The sequence below is a fragment of the Erythrobacter sp. KY5 genome, from assembly GCF_003264115.1.
Taxonomy (GTDB): domain Bacteria; phylum Pseudomonadota; class Alphaproteobacteria; order Sphingomonadales; family Sphingomonadaceae; genus Erythrobacter.
The window spans coordinates 3,230,921-3,247,907 of the sequence record NZ_CP021912.1; the positions used below are offsets into that span (position 1 = coordinate 3,230,921).

Annotated in this window: 18 protein-coding genes; 13 read left to right on the plus strand and 5 right to left on the minus strand. The window is 60.4% G+C overall.

Annotation, left to right across the window (positions count from 1 at the left end; genetic code table 11):
* Positions 1–2: 2 nt before the first annotated feature.
* The 3 genes from CD351_RS15245 to CD351_RS15255 form a co-directional block, all read right to left on the minus strand.
* Positions 3–356: a hypothetical protein gene (locus CD351_RS15245; RefSeq protein WP_111993796.1), complete on the minus strand. Its 354-nt coding sequence runs from the start codon at positions 354–356 to the stop codon at positions 3–5.
* Positions 357–387: 31 nt separating this feature from the next.
* Positions 388–996, minus strand: coding sequence for a LuxR C-terminal-related transcriptional regulator (locus tag CD351_RS15250; protein WP_111993423.1), 609 nt, complete (start codon positions 994–996; stop codon positions 388–390).
* Between the two features lie 108 nt (positions 997–1,104).
* Positions 1,105–2,304, minus strand: a complete 1,200-nt coding sequence (locus tag CD351_RS15255; RefSeq protein WP_111993424.1) for an LL-diaminopimelate aminotransferase — start codon at positions 2,302–2,304, stop codon at positions 1,105–1,107.
* A gap of 216 nt (positions 2,305–2,520) precedes the next feature.
* Here CD351_RS15255 and CD351_RS15260 point away from each other — a divergent pair, with 216 nt between their 5' ends.
* From CD351_RS15260 to CD351_RS15295, 8 genes are all read left to right on the plus strand, one after another.
* Positions 2,521–4,482, plus strand: a complete 1,962-nt coding sequence (locus CD351_RS15260) for an alpha/beta hydrolase (RefSeq protein WP_111993425.1) — start codon at positions 2,521–2,523, stop codon at positions 4,480–4,482.
* 149 nt (positions 4,483–4,631) lie between these two features.
* Positions 4,632–5,435, plus strand: coding sequence for a phasin family protein (locus CD351_RS15265; protein WP_111993426.1), 804 nt, complete (start codon positions 4,632–4,634; stop codon positions 5,433–5,435).
* A 207-nt stretch (positions 5,436–5,642) separates the two neighbouring features.
* Positions 5,643–6,065, plus strand: coding sequence for an ATP-dependent Clp protease adapter ClpS (gene clpS / locus CD351_RS15270; protein WP_234027160.1), 423 nt, complete (start codon positions 5,643–5,645; stop codon positions 6,063–6,065).
* A gap of 7 nt (positions 6,066–6,072) precedes the next feature.
* Positions 6,073–6,570, plus strand: a complete 498-nt coding sequence (locus CD351_RS15275; protein ID WP_111993427.1) for a DUF427 domain-containing protein — start codon at positions 6,073–6,075, stop codon at positions 6,568–6,570.
* Positions 6,571–6,720: 150 nt separating this feature from the next.
* Positions 6,721–7,971: an LptF/LptG family permease gene (locus CD351_RS15280; RefSeq protein ID WP_111993798.1), complete on the plus strand. Its 1,251-nt coding sequence runs from the start codon at positions 6,721–6,723 to the stop codon at positions 7,969–7,971.
* An 18-nt stretch (positions 7,972–7,989) separates the two neighbouring features.
* Entirely contained in the window at positions 7,990–9,087 is a 1,098-nt protein-coding gene (gene lptG, locus CD351_RS15285; RefSeq protein WP_111993428.1) for an LPS export ABC transporter permease LptG, read from the plus strand.
* Entirely contained in the window at positions 9,084–9,608 is a 525-nt protein-coding gene (locus CD351_RS15290; RefSeq protein WP_111993429.1) for a GNAT family N-acetyltransferase, read from the plus strand. The genes lptG and CD351_RS15290 overlap by 4 nt, the downstream gene beginning before the upstream one ends.
* A 42-nt stretch (positions 9,609–9,650) precedes the next feature.
* Positions 9,651–9,953, plus strand: coding sequence for a hypothetical protein (locus CD351_RS15295; protein WP_162627773.1), 303 nt, complete (start codon positions 9,651–9,653; stop codon positions 9,951–9,953).
* A 3-nt stretch (positions 9,954–9,956) separates the two neighbouring features.
* On the opposite strand, the gene CD351_RS15300 is transcribed toward CD351_RS15295, so the two are convergent.
* Complete coding sequence (locus CD351_RS15300) at positions 9,957–11,051, minus strand: fatty acid desaturase (RefSeq protein ID WP_174214282.1); 1,095 nt, start codon at positions 11,049–11,051, stop codon at positions 9,957–9,959.
* A gap of 165 nt (positions 11,052–11,216) precedes the next feature.
* Here CD351_RS15300 and CD351_RS15305 point away from each other — a divergent pair, with 165 nt between their 5' ends.
* From CD351_RS15305 to CD351_RS15325, 5 genes are all read left to right on the plus strand, one after another.
* On the plus strand, positions 11,217–12,383 hold the full coding sequence (locus tag CD351_RS15305) for an N-acetyltransferase (protein WP_111993431.1): 1,167 nt from the start codon (positions 11,217–11,219) through the stop codon (positions 12,381–12,383).
* A 281-nt stretch (positions 12,384–12,664) separates the two neighbouring features.
* Complete coding sequence (locus CD351_RS15310) at positions 12,665–13,462, plus strand: response regulator (RefSeq protein WP_111993432.1); 798 nt, start codon at positions 12,665–12,667, stop codon at positions 13,460–13,462.
* An 85-nt stretch (positions 13,463–13,547) separates the two neighbouring features.
* A complete protein-coding gene (locus CD351_RS15315) occupies positions 13,548–13,781 on the plus strand; it encodes a NepR family anti-sigma factor (RefSeq protein ID WP_111993433.1) in 234 nt (77 codons plus the stop codon).
* Complete coding sequence (locus CD351_RS15320) at positions 13,781–14,404, plus strand: sigma-70 family RNA polymerase sigma factor (protein ID WP_111993434.1); 624 nt, start codon at positions 13,781–13,783, stop codon at positions 14,402–14,404. The genes CD351_RS15315 and CD351_RS15320 overlap by 1 nt, the downstream gene beginning before the upstream one ends.
* Positions 14,405–14,494: 90 nt before the next feature.
* Entirely contained in the window at positions 14,495–15,658 is a 1,164-nt protein-coding gene (locus CD351_RS15325; RefSeq protein ID WP_111993435.1) for an AI-2E family transporter, read from the plus strand.
* Here the strand turns inward: CD351_RS15325 and CD351_RS15330 are convergent, their stop codons facing one another.
* Positions 15,659–16,945 (minus strand): dicarboxylate/amino acid:cation symporter, encoded by a 1,287-nt coding sequence (locus tag CD351_RS15330; protein WP_234027161.1) that lies wholly within the window; start codon positions 16,943–16,945, stop codon positions 15,659–15,661. It abuts the gene before it with no gap.
* Positions 16,946–16,987: the final 42 nt, after the last annotated feature.

Consider the following 16,987-nt stretch of genomic DNA (forward strand, 5'->3'; position numbering starts at 1 on the left):
GTTCAGGCTTCGACCGGGACCTTGAGGTCTGCCGTATCGTCGAGACGCGCGGTCGCTTCCTTCGGAATGACCGTATCGACGCCGTTTTCGCCGCCCATCTTTTCGCGGCCGATCTTGCTCAATTCATCATGGACGCGCAGCAGCGTGGTCGACATTGCTAGCGCCTGGCTTTCGGCCTGATTGAGGCGCATCAGAGCGCGCTGGCCATCGGCGACTTCGACTTCAGGGTTCTGGCGAGCGGCAAGCATGGCTTGTTTGAGGCGGGCGCAGGCGATCATGGATTCATCGGCAAGGGCTTCGGCTTCGCGGATAAGCTTGCGGATATTGTGAGCGTCGTTGAGGATGCGATCGGACATGGGAGGATCTCCAAACAGGCCCCTGTGCTCGTCAGGAAAACCCTCGTTCATCGACCGGGACGGTCGCACGTCCTTCCAACGCATCGCTAAGCGTCACCGCTGCGGTGACAGTGAGAACCACAGCAGCCAGAAAGCCGAATGCGATACCCACGATTGCTGCGAGGCGATAAAGGACAGCGTGTTCGCCGTCGAGCGCCCGGGCAACAACCCTTGGTTCGCCAGGTCGCAGCCAGGGCGCCTGTTGTTCCAGCGGGAGAACGTCGCTCATCACGAGTTCGCCCGGGTCGTTGCCAGGAGAGATATCGACGATCAGTCCCGGATTGGGGACCTGATTATTTTTGTATGCAGGTTCACTATAGGGGTTCTGATTCGATGCAACCCGTTCAGTTTCCTCGGCTTTTTCTTCCGAAGGCGCGTCTTCTGAATTGGGATCTTCAGCATTGTCGGCCCGATAACACTCGACCAGATCGCCAAGACTTTCCGCTTCGTAGATGTCCTTAAGTGCACGGATATGCTGATTGATTCGAGTTTCCGAGACGCCCAGTTCCTGCGCGATAACCTTGATCGAGGCACGCCTGTCGATCATTTCCATAACCGCACGCTGCCGCTCGGTAAGCGGCCGAGCTTCTGGGCTAGGCATGGGAGGCTCCACCTGTTTATTCATCGGGTACTCGCTAAGACAACAGACTGCTTTGCTTGTTAGTTCCGCCCCTTACACATCAACTGACCAAGCGTTTGATAGATCGGATCAAGCGGCTGAGCTATTGACCCCAACCGACGAGAGATATCGCTTAATATTACGGGCTGCCTGTCTCAGCCGCTGTTCGTTTTCGACCATGGCGATGCGGACATAACCCTCGCCTTCTTCCCCATATCCAACGCCGGGGGCGACAGCCACTTGTGCCTCGGTCAACAATTGCTTCGAGAATTCAAGGCTTCCCATCTCTTTCAATGCCGGTGGCAAAGGCGCCCATGCAAACATTGATGCCGCCGGAGTGGGGATATCCCAACCCGCGCGGCCGAACGCCTCGACCATCACGTCGCGGCGTTTACGATACAGGTCGCGGTTGCTTTCGACAATGTCCTGCGGCCCGTTGAGTGCAGCGCATGCCGCCGCCTGTATCGGCGTGAAAGCGCCGTAATCGAGATAAGACTTAACCCGGGTCAGCGCGGCGATTAGTTGCCTGTTTCCTACCGCAAATCCCATGCGCCAGCCGGCCATCGAGTATGTTTTGCTCATGCTCGTGAACTCGACCGCGACGTCTTTTGCCCCGTCAACCTGCATGATCGAAGGCGTCGGCACTCCGTCATAATAGAGTTCGGAATAGGCAAGATCGGACAAGACCCAGACCTGATTCTCTTTAGCCCAGGCGACCAGCCGCTCGTAAAAGGCGAGGTCGACCACCTCGGCGGTGGGGTTGGAGGGATAGCTCACCACCAGAACGCTGGGCCGTGGCACGGTAAAGTTCATCGCGCTTTCGAGCGAACGCCAATAATCCTCGTCAGGCGTCGTCGGAATCGATCGGATCGTGGCGCCTGCAATGATGAAACCGAATGTGTGGATCGGGTAGGACGGGTTAGGCGCCAGAACGACATCGCCCGGAGCCGTAATGGCGTTGGCAAGGCTTCCCAGACCCTCCTTCGATCCCATCGTCACGACGACTTCGTTTTCGGGATCGAGGTCCACTCCGAAGCGGCGAGCATAATAGTTCGCCTGAGCGCGCCTGAGCCCCGGAATACCCTTGGATTGCGAATAGCCATGCGCATCGGGTTTCATCGCGACTTCGCACAGCTTGTCGATCACATGCTGAGGAGGCGGCTGGTCGGGGTTGCCCATGCCAAGGTCGATGATGTCCTGACCCGCCTGGCGCGCCGCGTGCCTCATCGCGTTTACTTCTGCGATGACATAAGGCGGCAGCCGCTTCATGCGGTAGAATTGTTCGTCCATCTCGTGCCCTTGGCTGGTGCAACCTGAAGTGCCCAATTGACGCGTCAATGCGACCATCGGGTTACACAATCCTAAGGCATTAGCTATCGAAGTGAAGAGCCGTTTGGGCTAGATATTGAAATCTCGACGAATGCAGACCGGATTGCCACACAGCTTACGCCGTGATGAGGCAAGGGGCCGGGACTTAGCGAAACGTCACAAGGATGGCTGACACCGATGGCTGACAAGGACGACAATTCCTCAGGCGCTGATGCGACGATGGACGCAATGGCGCCGTTTGGTGCGCTGTTCGACATGCAGGGCAAAGCGATGCAGGGCCTTTTTGCGAAATCTTTTCCGGGCCTTGGCCAGCCGGGTGAAGGTGTCACCGGCAACCTCGCCGACCTGATGCCAAAGAATGTCGGCAATGCAGAGCTTGGCGAGTGGGCACGTGCTGGGGCGGAACTGCAGCAGATGTGGCTGGAATTCGTGGCGAGCCAGGCGCAATCGGCGATGAACCGCGCGGCTGATCCGAAGAACATTTTCGATCCGGGCCAATGGCTGATGGTCGCGCAGAGCATGGCCAGGCAATTGCCCAAGTCCGCGGTGGAGGCGCCCGCCAAGCTTGCGCAGGAATCGCTAGAGCTGTGGCAGGGCGTGCTCGGCAATATGACCGGCACCCTGATCGGCGGCGCAAATTCGCCCGATGCCGCTCAAGCTGATCTTCCCCGCAAGGACCGCCGGTTTGCCGATCCCGCGTGGCGCCAGCTTCCCGCCTTTGCGCTGCTTCACCAGACCTATCTCATGCTGGCCGAATACTTCCAGCAGGCCGCCGCCTCGATTGACGGGCTCGACAAGGAAAAGAAGCAGCAGCTGGTCTTTGCGGTCGAAGCGTTGAGCGAGGCTCTCAGTCCTGCAAATTTCCTGCTGACCAACCCGGTGGTGATGAAGCGCACGGTCGAGACCAAGGGGCAGAACCTTGTGCGCGGGATGCGCCACCTTATAACCGACCTCAAGCGCGGACAGCTCACGCACACTGACCCCAATGCCTTTACACTGGGCAAGAACCTCGCCGCATCGCCGGGCAAGGTCGTTCACGAGACGCCGCTCTACCAGCTGATCCAGTATTCGCCCTCTACCAAGGACGTGTACAAAGTGCCGCTGGTCATCTTCCCGCCATGGATCAACCGATTCTACATTCTCGACCTGACCCCGCAGAAGAGCTTCATCAAATGGGCGGTCGACCAGGGCATTACCGTCTTCGTCGCCAGCTGGAAGTCAGCGGACGAGAGCATGGCCGATATCGTCTGGGACGATTACATCCGCGCACAGATCGAAGCGATCGACACCATTCGCGACCGGCTCAAAGTACCATCGGTTCATGCGATCGGATATTGTGTCGCAGGTACGACGCTGGCCGCGACGCTCGCCGTTCTCGCACGCCGGGGTGAAGCGGACAGGGTGAAGAGCGCGACGTTCTTCACCGCGCAGGTCGATTTCGAACGCGCTGGCGATCTCAAGTCCTTCATCGACGATGCACAGCTCGACATGATCGGCAATCTGTCGAGCGAGGGGTATCTCGACGGGCGCTATCTCGCCGCGACCTTCAATGCGCTGCGCGGCAAGGATCTGATCTGGAACTATGTCGTCAACAATTACCTGTTGGGAGAGGACTATCCGGCCTTCGACCTGCTTCACTGGAATGGCGACGTAACCAATCTGCCGTCCAAATGGCACTCCGATTACCTCCGCGATCTTTACCGCGACAACAAGCTTGTCGTGCCTGACGCTCTTTCAGGAGACGGGACGCCGATTGACCTCACTCAGGTCGAGACGCCTTCCTACGTGCAAGCGGGGCGCGAGGATCACATTGCGCCAGCCGAAAGCGTGTGGCGCATCACCAACCACTTCAAGGGGCCGCTTCAGTTCGTGCTGGCCGGATCGGGCCATATTGCCGGTGTCGTCAACCCGCCGGCTGCGGGCAAGTACCAATACTGGCTCGGCGACAGCAAGGCATCCTCGCTCAAGGAATTCGTCGAAGGCTCTGAAGAGCACAAGGGCAGCTGGTGGCCGCACTGGCTCGAATGGCTGGATGCTCAGGCCCCCGATCGCGTTCCCGCAGCCGGCAAGCGCAAGCCAGGCGGGCGCGGCGATACGGTGATCGAGGACGCTCCTGGCCGCTATGTAAAGTCACGCTGAGCGCATTTTTTTCGCGCCCCAATTGCGGGTGAGAGGCGAAAAGCCTAAATAAATCATAGCCATCGGCATTTTTGTGCACTGCACAAAAAATCCTTGACTTCGCAGTTGCAATGCCTATTTTGTGCACTGCAACACGAAACGAGGTTTTTATGGCCGACGCCGCTAACAAATCGAAGATCGATGCCGCTGCTGAAAAGGCATATGCCGAAGCAGCTGCAAAGAAGACTGCAAGCGCTGACAAGGTCGCAGAAGCAGTCGAAGCCGATGCACCCAAGCCCGCGCCCAAGGTAGAGGCGGTCAAGAAGGCCGTCGCCGCCAAAAAGGCACCGGCACGCAAGGCTCCTGCCAAGAAGGCACCTGCTCGCACGTCCGCCGCTAAGAAGACGGTCGCTGCGAAAAAGGCACCTGCTCGCAAGACTGCTGCCAAGAAGCCGGTCGCAAAGAAGACCGCTCCCAAGGCCGCAGCAAAGACCTCGACCACCAATCCCGTTATCAAACTCAAGGACACCATCATGGCAACTGCTGAAAAGAACGACATCACCGCCCAGGCCAAGGAAATGGCTGCTGACGTACAGACCCGCGTGAAGGGTGCCTATGCCAAGGCAACCGAGATCGCTTCGGAAGCTGGCGAATTCAGCAAGGCAAACGTTGAAGCTGTCGTGGAAAGCGGCAAGATCTTCTTCGCCGGCGCACAGGAAATCGTGAAGTCGGACGTCGAAACCGGCAAGACCGTTGTCGAAACCGTCACCGAAGACGCCAAGAAGATGGCTTCGGTCAAGTCGCCGACCGAGCTCTTCGAACTTCAGGGCGAACTCGCACGTCGCAACTTCGACGCTGCCGTTTCGTTCGGCTCGAAGCGCACCGAAGCTCTCGTGAAGCTCTACAACGACGCGTTCGCTCCGATTTCGAACCGCGTGAGCGTTGCTACCGAGCGTTTCAACAAGGCTGCCTAAGCCACCAAGTTTTCTGAGCCGGGCCTCTCTCCTCTCTCTCCCAACCCGGCTTATGAAAGCGCGCGAAAGCGCAGGGGCCGGACGAACCAATAGCGGTTCGTCCGGCCCTTTATTTTTGCATCGCTATGAGCGGCTTAACGCTTTGTGCAGACCGCTTGGCCGACACATCTTGCGAACCCGCAAGTGCGCGCCCATAATGTAGGACCGATGGCCGACACCCTTCCCTTTCTTGCCGACGATGACTTCGAATGCGCGCTTCGTGCAGCCTTTGGCTCTGCGCGCCTCGCTGACGATGACGAGAAGAAAGATGCCGGCAACGACGCGGACGAAGGCGATGGCCAGGTGGTCATTGCGACCAAGACCCGCACCAAGCCCAAGAAGCCGAGCCAGTACAAGGTGCTGATGCTCAATGACGATTACACGCCGATGGAATTCGTCGTGATGGTCCTGAAGCGGTTTTTCGGGATGGATTTGGAAGCGGCGACACGCGTCATGCTTCACGTTCATCAAAAGGGCGTCGGCGTGTGCGGCATCTTCCCGTATGAAGTGGCCGAGACCAAGGTTAACCAGGTCATGGACTTCGCTCGCCAGAACCAGCACCCGCTTCAGTGCACGCTCGAAAAGGCATAAACGCGTGATGGGCCATCCTGAGCCCGACACGCCCGGCCCCGGACAGGAAAGCGTCTGGGACTACCCTCGCCCGGCAATTTGCGAACCGACCACCCGCCGCATTCAGGTGCGTCACAAGGGTATCGACATCGTCGACAGCACCGCTGCTTACCGCACGCTCGAAACCTCGCACCCACCAACATATTACATTCCGCGCAAAGATATCGCGATGGACTATCTGGAGCCCAATGCGCGCCGCTCGCTGTGCGAATGGAAGGGACAGGCGCGTTATTTCGATATCGTCGCAGGGGGCGAGCGTATCGAGGCAGGCGCGTGGACCTATCCCGAACCCACGCCTGCATTCGATCCGATCCGCGACATGATCGCCTTCTATCCCGACCCGCTCGATGAATGCCTGGTCGATGGGGAGAAGATTACGCCGCAACCGGGTGGGTTCTATGGTGGCTGGATCAGCCAGTACGAGGCCGGCCCGTTCAAGGGCATTCCGGGAAGCCGGTTCTGGTAAATGTCCTGCTCACCTCCCACATGCGAGGCTTGTAAAAAAGCTTCGGCGTATTGGGGACATGACGCGGGCGCGATTTGCCGCTAGGGCGCGTGCCAAGCTAAGAGCCTCTCGGGACGCGAGGATGACCGGATAGCGACTGGACCAAACGTGCTGAACTTTCTTCCCAGTATCGACCGCTATATCTTCCGGCTCGTGATCGTGCCGATGCTGGGTGTGTTCGCGCTCGCCGCGTCGCTGCTGTTGCTCGACAAGATGCTGCGCCTGTTTGACTTTGTCGCGGTCGAAGGCGGGCCGATTGGCGTGGTCTTCAAGATGCTTGGCGCGCTGATCCCGGAATATGCGAGCCTTGCGATCCCGCTGGGCCTGCTGCTGGGTGTGTTGCTCGCCTTTCGCAAGCTCGCCACCTCTTCCGAACTCGACACGATGCGCGCGGTGGGTCTGTCCTACTGGCGGCTGCTGCGCGTGCCTTATGCGATCACGCTGGTGCTGGTCGCGGTCAACATCGCGCTCGTTTTCTACATCCAGCCGGTCAGCCGCTATTACTATGAGCAAATGGAATATGAGCTGCGTTCGGGCGCGCTGGGCGCTTCGATCAAGGTGGGCGAGTTTACCACCCTCGCCGATCGCATGGCGCTCAGGATCGAGCGGAGCGAGGACGACGGGCAGCGCCTGATCGGGATCTTTGCCCGTGTCGCCAATTCGCGCGACCAGGTGCTCTCGATCAGCGCGCGCGAAGGATCGTTCATGGCGACCACCGACGATCCCGACACGATCATCCTGCGCCTGACCGAAGGCACTATCGTACAGGACACCGGAAGCGAGACCCCCCGCGTCCTCTCCTTCAGCCGCCACGATCTGCCGATCGACCTACCCGCTATCGAAGAATTCCGCGCGCGCGGAGAGGCGAGCCGAGAGTACATATTGCCCGAACTGCTCAGAATAGGGTGGAGCGACCAAGCCGAAGAGGATGAACGCGATGCGGTGCAGGCGGCGTTCAATTATCGAACGGTCGAGGTTGTCATGATGCTGCTGATGCCATTGCTGGCGGTGGCGCTCGCCATACCGCCCAAGCGATCTACCAGCGCGTTGGGTGTGTTCGTCTCGATCATTCTCGTCGTCGCCTATCACAAGATCAACCAATACGGGGAGGACATCGCCGCTCTTGGGCGGATCGATCCGATCATCGCCTTGTGGGGGCCGTTCTGCGCTTTCGCGGCGCTGATCATCTGGATGTATTATCGAACGGCCTATGTGCCCGGCGGCCAGGCGCTTGGCGCGCTGGAGACGGTTTTCGCCAAGATTTCGAAACGCGTCGCCAAGCTGTTCAAGCGCCGCGAGCGCGCTTCGCTCAAATCCGATCATTCGGCCGAAGGCGAAGCTGCGCTGGCTCCGGCACAATAGGCGGCGGGCTCTCACACGATGCAACTCGACTTTTTCCCTTCGCGCAGCCTGACGCTTTACCTTGCGAAGATGTTCGTCGTCCGCATCCTTGCGGTGCTGGTGATGCTGGTGCTTGTCCTCATGGCGCTCGATCTGCTTGGATCGACCGGCAAGATCCTTGAACCCGAAGGCAACGGGCAGGCCGAGATCATCAAATATGCAAGCCTTCGAATACCCCAGCTGATCGCGCGGTTCCTGCCCTATTCAGTGCTGCTGGCCACGCTGATCACATTGGTGACGCTCAACCAGAACAGCGAGGTTGTCGCGATGAAAGCCGCCGGACTTTCAGCGCATCAGGTGCTTGCCCCGCTGCTTCTGACCGCGGCGGTGGTCGCGTTGATCAGCTTCGCCTTCAACGAACGTGTCGTCACCCGCGCCAATTCGACGCTCAAGGCCTGGGAGGCGGTCGAATATGGTCCGATCCCTGAACAGTCGGGCGTGCGCGCCAATGTCTATCTCACCGATGGCGACAACATCCTGACCGCGTCTTCGCTGATCGGATCGGGCGAGGATATCGAACTCGACAACGTCACCTGGTATTCGCGAGCGCCGGGCGGGATTATCAGCGAACAGATCAATGCGACCGGAGCGACCTATGCAGCCCCCGGCTGGCGTCTGGAAAATCCCAAGCGTTTCGACGTGGGCTCAGCAACGACCGAACCCATCGAAGATATAGTGGTTGGCGAAGGGCTGACGCCCGAGCAGATAGACCTGCAATCGATCGATCCCGATGCGCAAAGCTTCTGGGAGCTTTCGGAAACCATCGACGCCTATGAGGCTGCCGGTCGCCGCACGTCCGAAATGCGCGCCAAGTGGTGGCACCGATTGTCCGGCCCGCTGTCCGCCTTGCTTATGCCGCTGCTTGGATCGGTAGCGGCCTTTGGCCTAGCGCGTTCAGGCCAGCTATTCGTGCGCGCGGTGATCGGCATGGCGCTGGGCTTTGCCTACTTTGTGGTCGACAACGCCGCCCTCGCGATGGGCAGCTTTGGCGGGTACCCGCCGTTCCTTGCCGCGTGGGCGCCGTTCTTCCTGTTCCTGCTGGTGGGTGAGACGGTCCTCATTCGAACCGAGGAATGAGCCGGGCCGATTGGTCGCTGCGCCTCGCACGGCCAGCCGATGCCGAGCACATGCCAGCCATTGAGGCAGCGGCCGGACAGCTGTTTCGCACGGTCGACGGACTGGCGGGCCTCGCGGGTGAACACACTCTCCCGATAGACAGGCTCCAGCGCTACATCCGCAAGGGACACTGCCTTGTGGTGCATGTAGGTGATGAGATGGTCGGGTTCCTCGTGAACGAACCCTTCAACCGCGAGCTGCACATCTGGGAGGTCGACGTTCATCCCGATCAGCAAGGTCAGGGGATCGGCGCGGGGTTGATGCGCGCCTGCATGGTCGATGCGCGCAATTCAGGCTTTCGCGCCCTTACGCTCACCACCTTTCGTGACGTTGCCTGGAATGCGCCTTTCTACGAAAAGCTTGGCTTTGAGGAGGTCACCGCGCTCGATGCTCACCCGCGCCTTGCCGGCGAGCTCGCGCTCGAAGCCGATCATGGCCTGCCTGCTGACAGGCGCTGCGCGATGATTTGTTTCCTCGACTGAGCGCGCTGCGCTATACTGGCGCAGAATTCAGGAGGACCCCCAATGCGTTACGCTTCCCTTGCCGCAATGGCAGCAATTCCGATCCTGTTGGCCGCATGTCAGAACGAGGCCGAGGAAACTCCCGATATCGAGGAGGCTATCCCTATGGATGAAACCGATGACAGCGCCGATGCGCCGGATGGCGAGGACATGACCGGCGGCGCCGACGCGGCAGACGATGATGCTAATCCGCCTCCAACCATGGAAAGCGGCTCGAACGAAGATCCGAGCATTTATGGCGGCGAGGACGAAGGTTCATCCGGGCCTCCAGGCTCAAAACTGCAACTGGCGGACCCGGTCGAGTAAACCCTAGCGCGGCATCATCGTGCTGCGCGCAATGCGCGAGACCAGGTTGCCCATGCCGGGATGGTTCGCGCCTTCGTAGGTCGAGCCGACGCCAAGCTCACGGGCAAGTCGGCGGTGCGCCTCGGGCAGGTCGTGATAGGGCATCGAGGGCATAAGATGGTGCAGCGCGTGATAGCGCAGGCCAACCGGTGCCCAGATTTCCGCCACCAGTCCGGGCGGCGGAACGTTAACGCTGTCGAGGAACTGCGCGGTGACCGTCATTGGCTCGCCCTCGTTCTCCCAGAGATGCGCGACCAGCGTGCGAAGCTGGTTCAGCAGCGCGGTGAAGGAGAATATCGCAAGCGCCACCAAAAGCGGCTTCCATCCGATGACGAAAGTGCTCGCAATCAGCGTGATCGCCCAGATGCTCGCTCCAGCTTCCTGCCAGCGCACCCGCTTTGCGAAATCGCCGGTCGGTGCCTTGCGGCGGAAATCGGGATTGATCGCGAGGGCCGAAACGCGCCCCCATGTCCAATTGCGCACGGCAGGGAAAATCGCCCCCAGCGGCACGAGAATGGCCGAGCGGATGATCAGAGCAATCGGCGCAAGCAGTGCAACGATCACGAATGCAGGCAGGCTCCACGGCTTCATCAGCGCGAGCGGCAGGTATTCGGGATCCTCGACAGTACCGTATTGCGTGCGTTTGTGATGGATCACGTGCACGCCTTCATACATGAAGCTGGGTGTCAGCATCGGTATGCCGACAAGCAGGTTCCACCCGAGCCGGAAGCCCGGCAGCGCGCTCTTGTGGATGTGCGTGAGCTCGTGGATGAACATCAAGGCGCGATAAAGCGCGAGCGAGGCGACAAACCCCGACACGATCGCGACGGCAAGATTGCTCGTCAGGATAGCAAGCGCGATTGCGCCATAACCGAGCGCAGCTGAAATCAGCATGTCGGGCCAATAAATGCTGGCACGCGCTTCGCCCAGATCCTTGGTCAGATCGCGCGCAGCACGCAGCATGTCCTTGTCATCGGCATCGATGAAATCGGCGCGCACTGCTTTCTGGCGAGGCGCTGGAGCCGCTTGGGACTTGGTGATCGGTTGGTGCATGGTCATGGCTGTTGGCAATCGTAAGTGGTGTGTCCTTACCGCAAGTCAGGGGCTCTCGGCAAACCGGGTTTGTTTATGGCTGTGATCGATTGGGTTGGCGACCGGCCATTGCGTGACTAGGTACGCAGGCCAAATGGTCAGATATTCATACACGATCGAGGAAAACCCTGCGTGAACGAGCGCCAAATAAGCATTGAGCCCGTCTCCGGCAAGAAAGGGCGTGCGCGTTTCGTCGACCTGGGGCGCGATTTTGCCGCAAAAGTGCCCAATTCCGTGCCTCAGTTGCGCAGCGAGCAGCTTGAACTGGTCAATCCGGACAAGAACCCGTTCTTCGGCCATGCCCGCGCGCAGCTGTTCATCGCGCATCGCGCCGGGCGTCCGGTGGGGCGCATTTCAGCCCATATCGACGAACTGGCCCTGCAGATGCCGCCCGAGCAGGGCTTTGGTCCCGGAACCGGCATGTTCGGCTATTTCGATGCCGAGGATGAGGACGTCGCGAAAGAGTTGTTGCGCACCGCGCAGGATTGGCTTGCGAAGGAGGGGATGACCAAGGCGGTCGGCCCCATATCTATGTCGATCTGGGAAGAGCCCGGCCTGCTGGTTCGCGGCCAGGATCACGCTCCGGTCATCATGATGGGCCACCACCCGGCGCAATATGCGGGCTGGATCGAGAATGCCGGTTTCACCCGCGCCAAGACGCTCTACACTTACGATCTGGATGTCAGCCACGATTTCCCGCCACTGATCCAGCGCATCGTCAAATCGGGCGAACGCAATTCCAAAATCACGGTCCGGCAGGTGCGCAAGGACGACTGGGACGAGGAAGTCGACAAGATCCTGGGTATCCTCAACGATGCGTGGTCGGACAATTGGGGCTTCGTTCCGCTGACGCCCGAAGAGATCGACCACACCGGCGTCAAACTTCGCCCGATCATCCACGAAGAACTGAACATGATTGCCGAAATCGATGGGCGCCCGGTGGCTTTCATGCTGACTTTTCCCGACGTGAACAACGTGCTTGCGCGCACCAAGGGCAAGCTGTTTCCCTTTGGCTGGTTTCATATGCTCAGGTGGCTTCGAAACCCGACCGGGTCTGACATGCGGGTGCCGCTGATGGGTGTGCTTAGAGAGTTTCAGAACTCGCGGCTCGCCAGCCAGCTGGCTTTCATGATGATCGACTCTATCCGCCAGAACGCATCGCAACGCTTCAACTCGCAGCGCGCGGAGATCGGCTGGATCCTGGACGACAATCAGGGAATGGTCGCGATCGCCGACGCGATAAACAGCTCTATCAATCGCGAATACGCGATCTATCACAAGCCGCTTTCGGCGGGCTGAGCGCAGTTTTTCGAGATGGAAAGATTAAAGGCCTCCACTTACGGGAAGTGGAGGCCTTCGGGATCGTATCACGGCCGCTCGGACGGGAGAAGAATCGGCAGTGACAGCGAATAAATGATCGCGTGCGAATTCGGTTCCCAAACAATTTGCGAAAATTGTATACCAAAGCCTTGTAGGGGGTTGCTGTGCGGCATTCCGGTAAAGCGGTTGCAGCCAATCCAGTAGCCGTCTAGGCCGCTAAGTCATTGAAACAGAACCGAGTGGCGAACGGAGTGCCAGTCATGAGTTTAAGCCAGAAGATCGCATCGCATTTGCCATACCTCAGACGGTATGCACGCGCACTTACTGGCTCGCAGTCGGTTGGCGATGCAATGGTGCGCAAAACGCTTGAGGTCGCTTTGGCAGACGAAGCGCTGAGGCAGTCGCTCGATGGCGGCAGGGTGCCGCTTTATCGGCTTTTCCTTCAAGTACTTGCGCAAGAGAAAACCGATCCCGCGACCGGGGCGGCCGACACGACCAGGCGCGAAGCCGCGGCGCAAGACCGGCTCGGCGCGATTACGCCTGCAAGCCGCAAGGCGCTGCTGCTGAGCACGGTTGAGGAGTTCTCCCTCGCAGAAGCTGCGCAGGTGATGGGGCTTGAACTTGGCGAGATCGAATCGCTGGTCGCGAACGCAATCGAGGAACTCAACGGCGAGCAATTGGCGCAGGTCATGATCATCGAAGACGAGCCGATGATCATGGTCCAGCTCGAAGATCTGGTGCTCTCCATGGGTCACCACGTCTGCGGCAGGGCAACCACCCACAGCGAAGCCGTCCGTGCCGTGCAAACTCACCAGCCCGACCTGGTGCTGGCCGATATCCAGCTTGCCGATGGATCATCCGGCGTCGAAGCGGTGGCGGAGATACTCACCCAGATCGACGTGCCGGTCATATTCATCACCGGCTTCCCCGAACGGCTGCTTACCGGAGAGACGACCGAGCCGACCTATCTGGTGACGAAACCTTTCCGCGAAGAAACCGTGAAGGCGACCATCAGTCAGGCTCTTTTCTTCGCTGCGCCAAGGCACAAGGCGGCTTAGCCCTTGTCGCTCAACACGGACGAAGATAGCTGAGATTTGGCATAGAGCCTCAGGCATTGTAAGACGAACCGGCACAGAACACAGCATGGCAACCGAGAAAAAACCTGAAACGGACCGTTCGCCTGACAAGGGCGACGAGGCCAACGACAAGGAAACCGAAGCACCAGCCTGGGCAGACGGGCTGAAGGAGCTTTACGATTCGGTGGTCGACGAACCCTTGCCAGATTCGTTTCTCGACCTGCTCGAACAGTTCGACAAAACTCCCGGCGAGACCGCCGACGACGAAGGCAGCGCTGATACTGCGGACAAGTCGAACTGATGGGCGATGCCGAAAAACCGCCTTTGAGAACCGCAACTGAGCGGGCGCAGTTCAAGCGCGACCTTACCGAAGTGGTCCCGCATCTGCGCGCATTTGCACGTGGCCTTTGCGGCCATCCCGATCTTGCCGACGATCTCGTGCAGGAGACGCTGCTGAAATCATGGGCGGCGCAGGACCGGTTTCAGCCGGGCACGTCGATCCGCGCGTGGACCTTCGTGATCCTGCGAAACGCCTACCTCACCGAAATGCGCAGAAACCGGTTTCGCGGCGACTATGACGAGACGACGGCAGAACGCATCCTGACCGCGCCCGCCGACCAAGAAGAACCGATCCACCTGTCCGACCTGCATCGCGGGCTTCAGGCGTTGCCCCCAGAACGGCGCGAGGCGCTGTTGCTGGTGGGAGCCGGCGGCTTTTCCTATGAAGAAGCGGCGCAGATCTGCGGCTGCGCTCTTGGCACGATCAAGAGCCGCGTCGGACGTGCGCGTTCTGCGCTCAACGATATGCTCAGCAAGGGCAACCTGCCCGACGAGAACCGCGGCACGGACAGCGCTCATCGCTCGATCCTTGACGAACTGGACCGCGTTGTCGGCGGGATTTCGAGCTCTTCGCCATCTGAATAAGTGGCATTGGCGATCGGGCCACAGCCGTAAGTGCTTGCGCGTGCTGGGCGCACTGCCATACAGTCCTGCCCTAACGCCAGGGGGGCTTGAATGGATAGCGAGGGAACTGACAACACCGCCGTGTCGGATGACGCCTCCGCCGCTCGCCCGCGCTCGGTCGAGGAATTGCGGCTCCTGTCGGCGCTGGTTCTGATCCTTGGCTTTGGCGCTTTCCTCGCGCTTCCCTTCATACTTTCGCACATGTCGTTGGTGTTCCTGCCCATCGTCGCAGCGCTCGTCCTGACCATTCTGCTGTCGCCTCTGGCCGACTGGATGGTGCGTTCGGGCGTTCCCAACGCGATGGCGTCTCTGGGCGCGTTACTCGCCTTCTTGGGAGTGCTGGTGGCCGCGCTTGCGCTGATCCTGCAACCGGCGGCTGCTCTCTTCGACCGAATGCCGGAAATCATCGCACGGGTGAGCGAACGTTTCGCCGAACTTCAGGCGGAGTTCGCATGGGTATCAGGCATCGACGAACAGATGTCCGGAGCCATGGGCGAAGGCGATACCCGCGAAGTCGTGATCGCGGCGCCCAGCATGCTTGAGGAAATCGCGTTCGCAACGCCGAGCGTGGTCGTGCAAATGCTTATCATGTTCCTCATGGCGTTCTTCATGATCGAAGCGCGAGGCCGGATGCGGCGCAGCCTTCTGTTCGACCGGGCAAGCTTCGGGTCGAGCGTGCGCGCCGCGCGCGCCATTCGCGAAGTTCAGGACCGGGTGGCGGCCTACATCATCACGGTGAGCATGATTAATGCAGGGCTTGGCGTGACGGTTGGCCTTGCCGCCTGGGCGTGGGGCCTTGATGCGCCGATCATGTGGGGCGGCCTCGCCATGATCCTCAACTTCATCCCCTATATCGGCCCGCTCGCGCTGATGGCCCTGCTCGCGGTGTTTGGCCTCGGCACGGCGGACACGATCTGGCTCGGTCTTGTCCCGGCGCTATCCTACATGGTGTTGAACGCGATTGAGGGGAACGCGGTCACGCCGTCTATTCTGGGCGCGCGTTTTACGATGAGCCCGGTGATGATCCTGATCGCCCTGTCCTATTTCACGTGGATCTGGGGCGCAATCGGTGCGCTGTTGTCGGTACCGATCCTGCTGACGCTGACCGGGCTATTCGACCATATCGGCAAGCCGAACGTGATCGGATTCCTGTTCGGCGAACCCCTGTTCACGGGCGAGGAGCCCGAAGCGCCGCTTCCCGAAGGGCTCGGCTGACTATTGCCGCGAGCGGTCGACCGCGCTCACAACCGCAACGTTCATCGTCACATTGGCGAGCGTGCGCATGATATCGGGCAGCATCTCGACCGCGACCAGCAGCGCCAGCGGTTCAATCGGCACACCCATGGCAAGCGCGATCGGGCCGATTGAAACGACAAAGCTGATGGAGCCGGGAAGGCTCACCGACCCGACCGAAATGATCACGGCCACCGCGATCCCGGCAAGCATTAGCGGCCAGGCGACCTCGATCCCCGCAAGCTGCGCAACGTAAAGCGCAACGGCAAGGTTCATCGCCACGCTGGTTGCGCGAAAGACCGCAACGGCAAGCGGCAGGACGAACTCCGATGTCGCCTCGCGCAGGCCCAGCCTTCCAGCGCTGTCGAGCATCGCAGGAAGGCTGGCGAGCGAGCTTTGGGTCGACACCGCGACCGCCTGTGCCGGGATCAGGGCCTTGGCAAAACGCACCGGGCCGATACCGCCAAGCACAGCCGCGACAACATAAGCGAGCACGAGGATGAAAGCCCCCATGCCGGCGACGACCAGAATGTAATGCGCAAGCGCGGCAAAGGCCCCGCCCCCGCTTTTCAGCCCGACCCCGAAGGCGAGCGCCAGAACCCCGGCGGGCGCTGCCCACAGCACCCAGCCGATCACGACCAGCATGGCGTTGGCGATGGCATGAAAAAAGCCGAGCAGCCGCTCGCCCTGTTCATCCGGCAAGCGAGAAATCGCGAGCGCGAACAGCGCGAAGAACACCGTCAGCGGGAGCATTGAAGTCTCCGCCGCTGCGGCGATCACGTTAGGCGAAACCAGCGAGGCGACGAAGTCCAGAATGTCGGGCACTTGCTGCTCGCCCACGGGCACCTCGGCGAGGAAGGCGCTTGCCCCGTCAGGGATCGGCACGGCGGATAGCAGCGGCGGCAGCACGCTCGCCGTGAACAACCCTCCCACGACCGACACACCCAGCACCAATGCGATGAAATAGCGGGCAGCCGCGCCTGCCCGCGCCGCCCGGCTCATCTGCGTGATGCCAAGCACCAGCAGCGAAGCGACCAGCGGGATGATGGTCATCTGAAGCGCGCGCAGCCAGAGCGTCCCGACGAGCGCGGCGCTATCGAGAAACCAGTCGGGCAGCGCCGCTCCGGCGAGAAGGACGCCGGCGCCAAGACCGGCAATCAGCGCAATGAAGGTTGCGACGACCGGCAGGCGGATCGTGACAAGCTCGAAAGGACTACCAGCGTCTTTGCCGATTGCCTCATCACGGGGCGCCTGTGAGGTGCTGTTCAATCCATCTTCCTTGCCTCGGCGCGAATGTCGCCGGATTGCTCA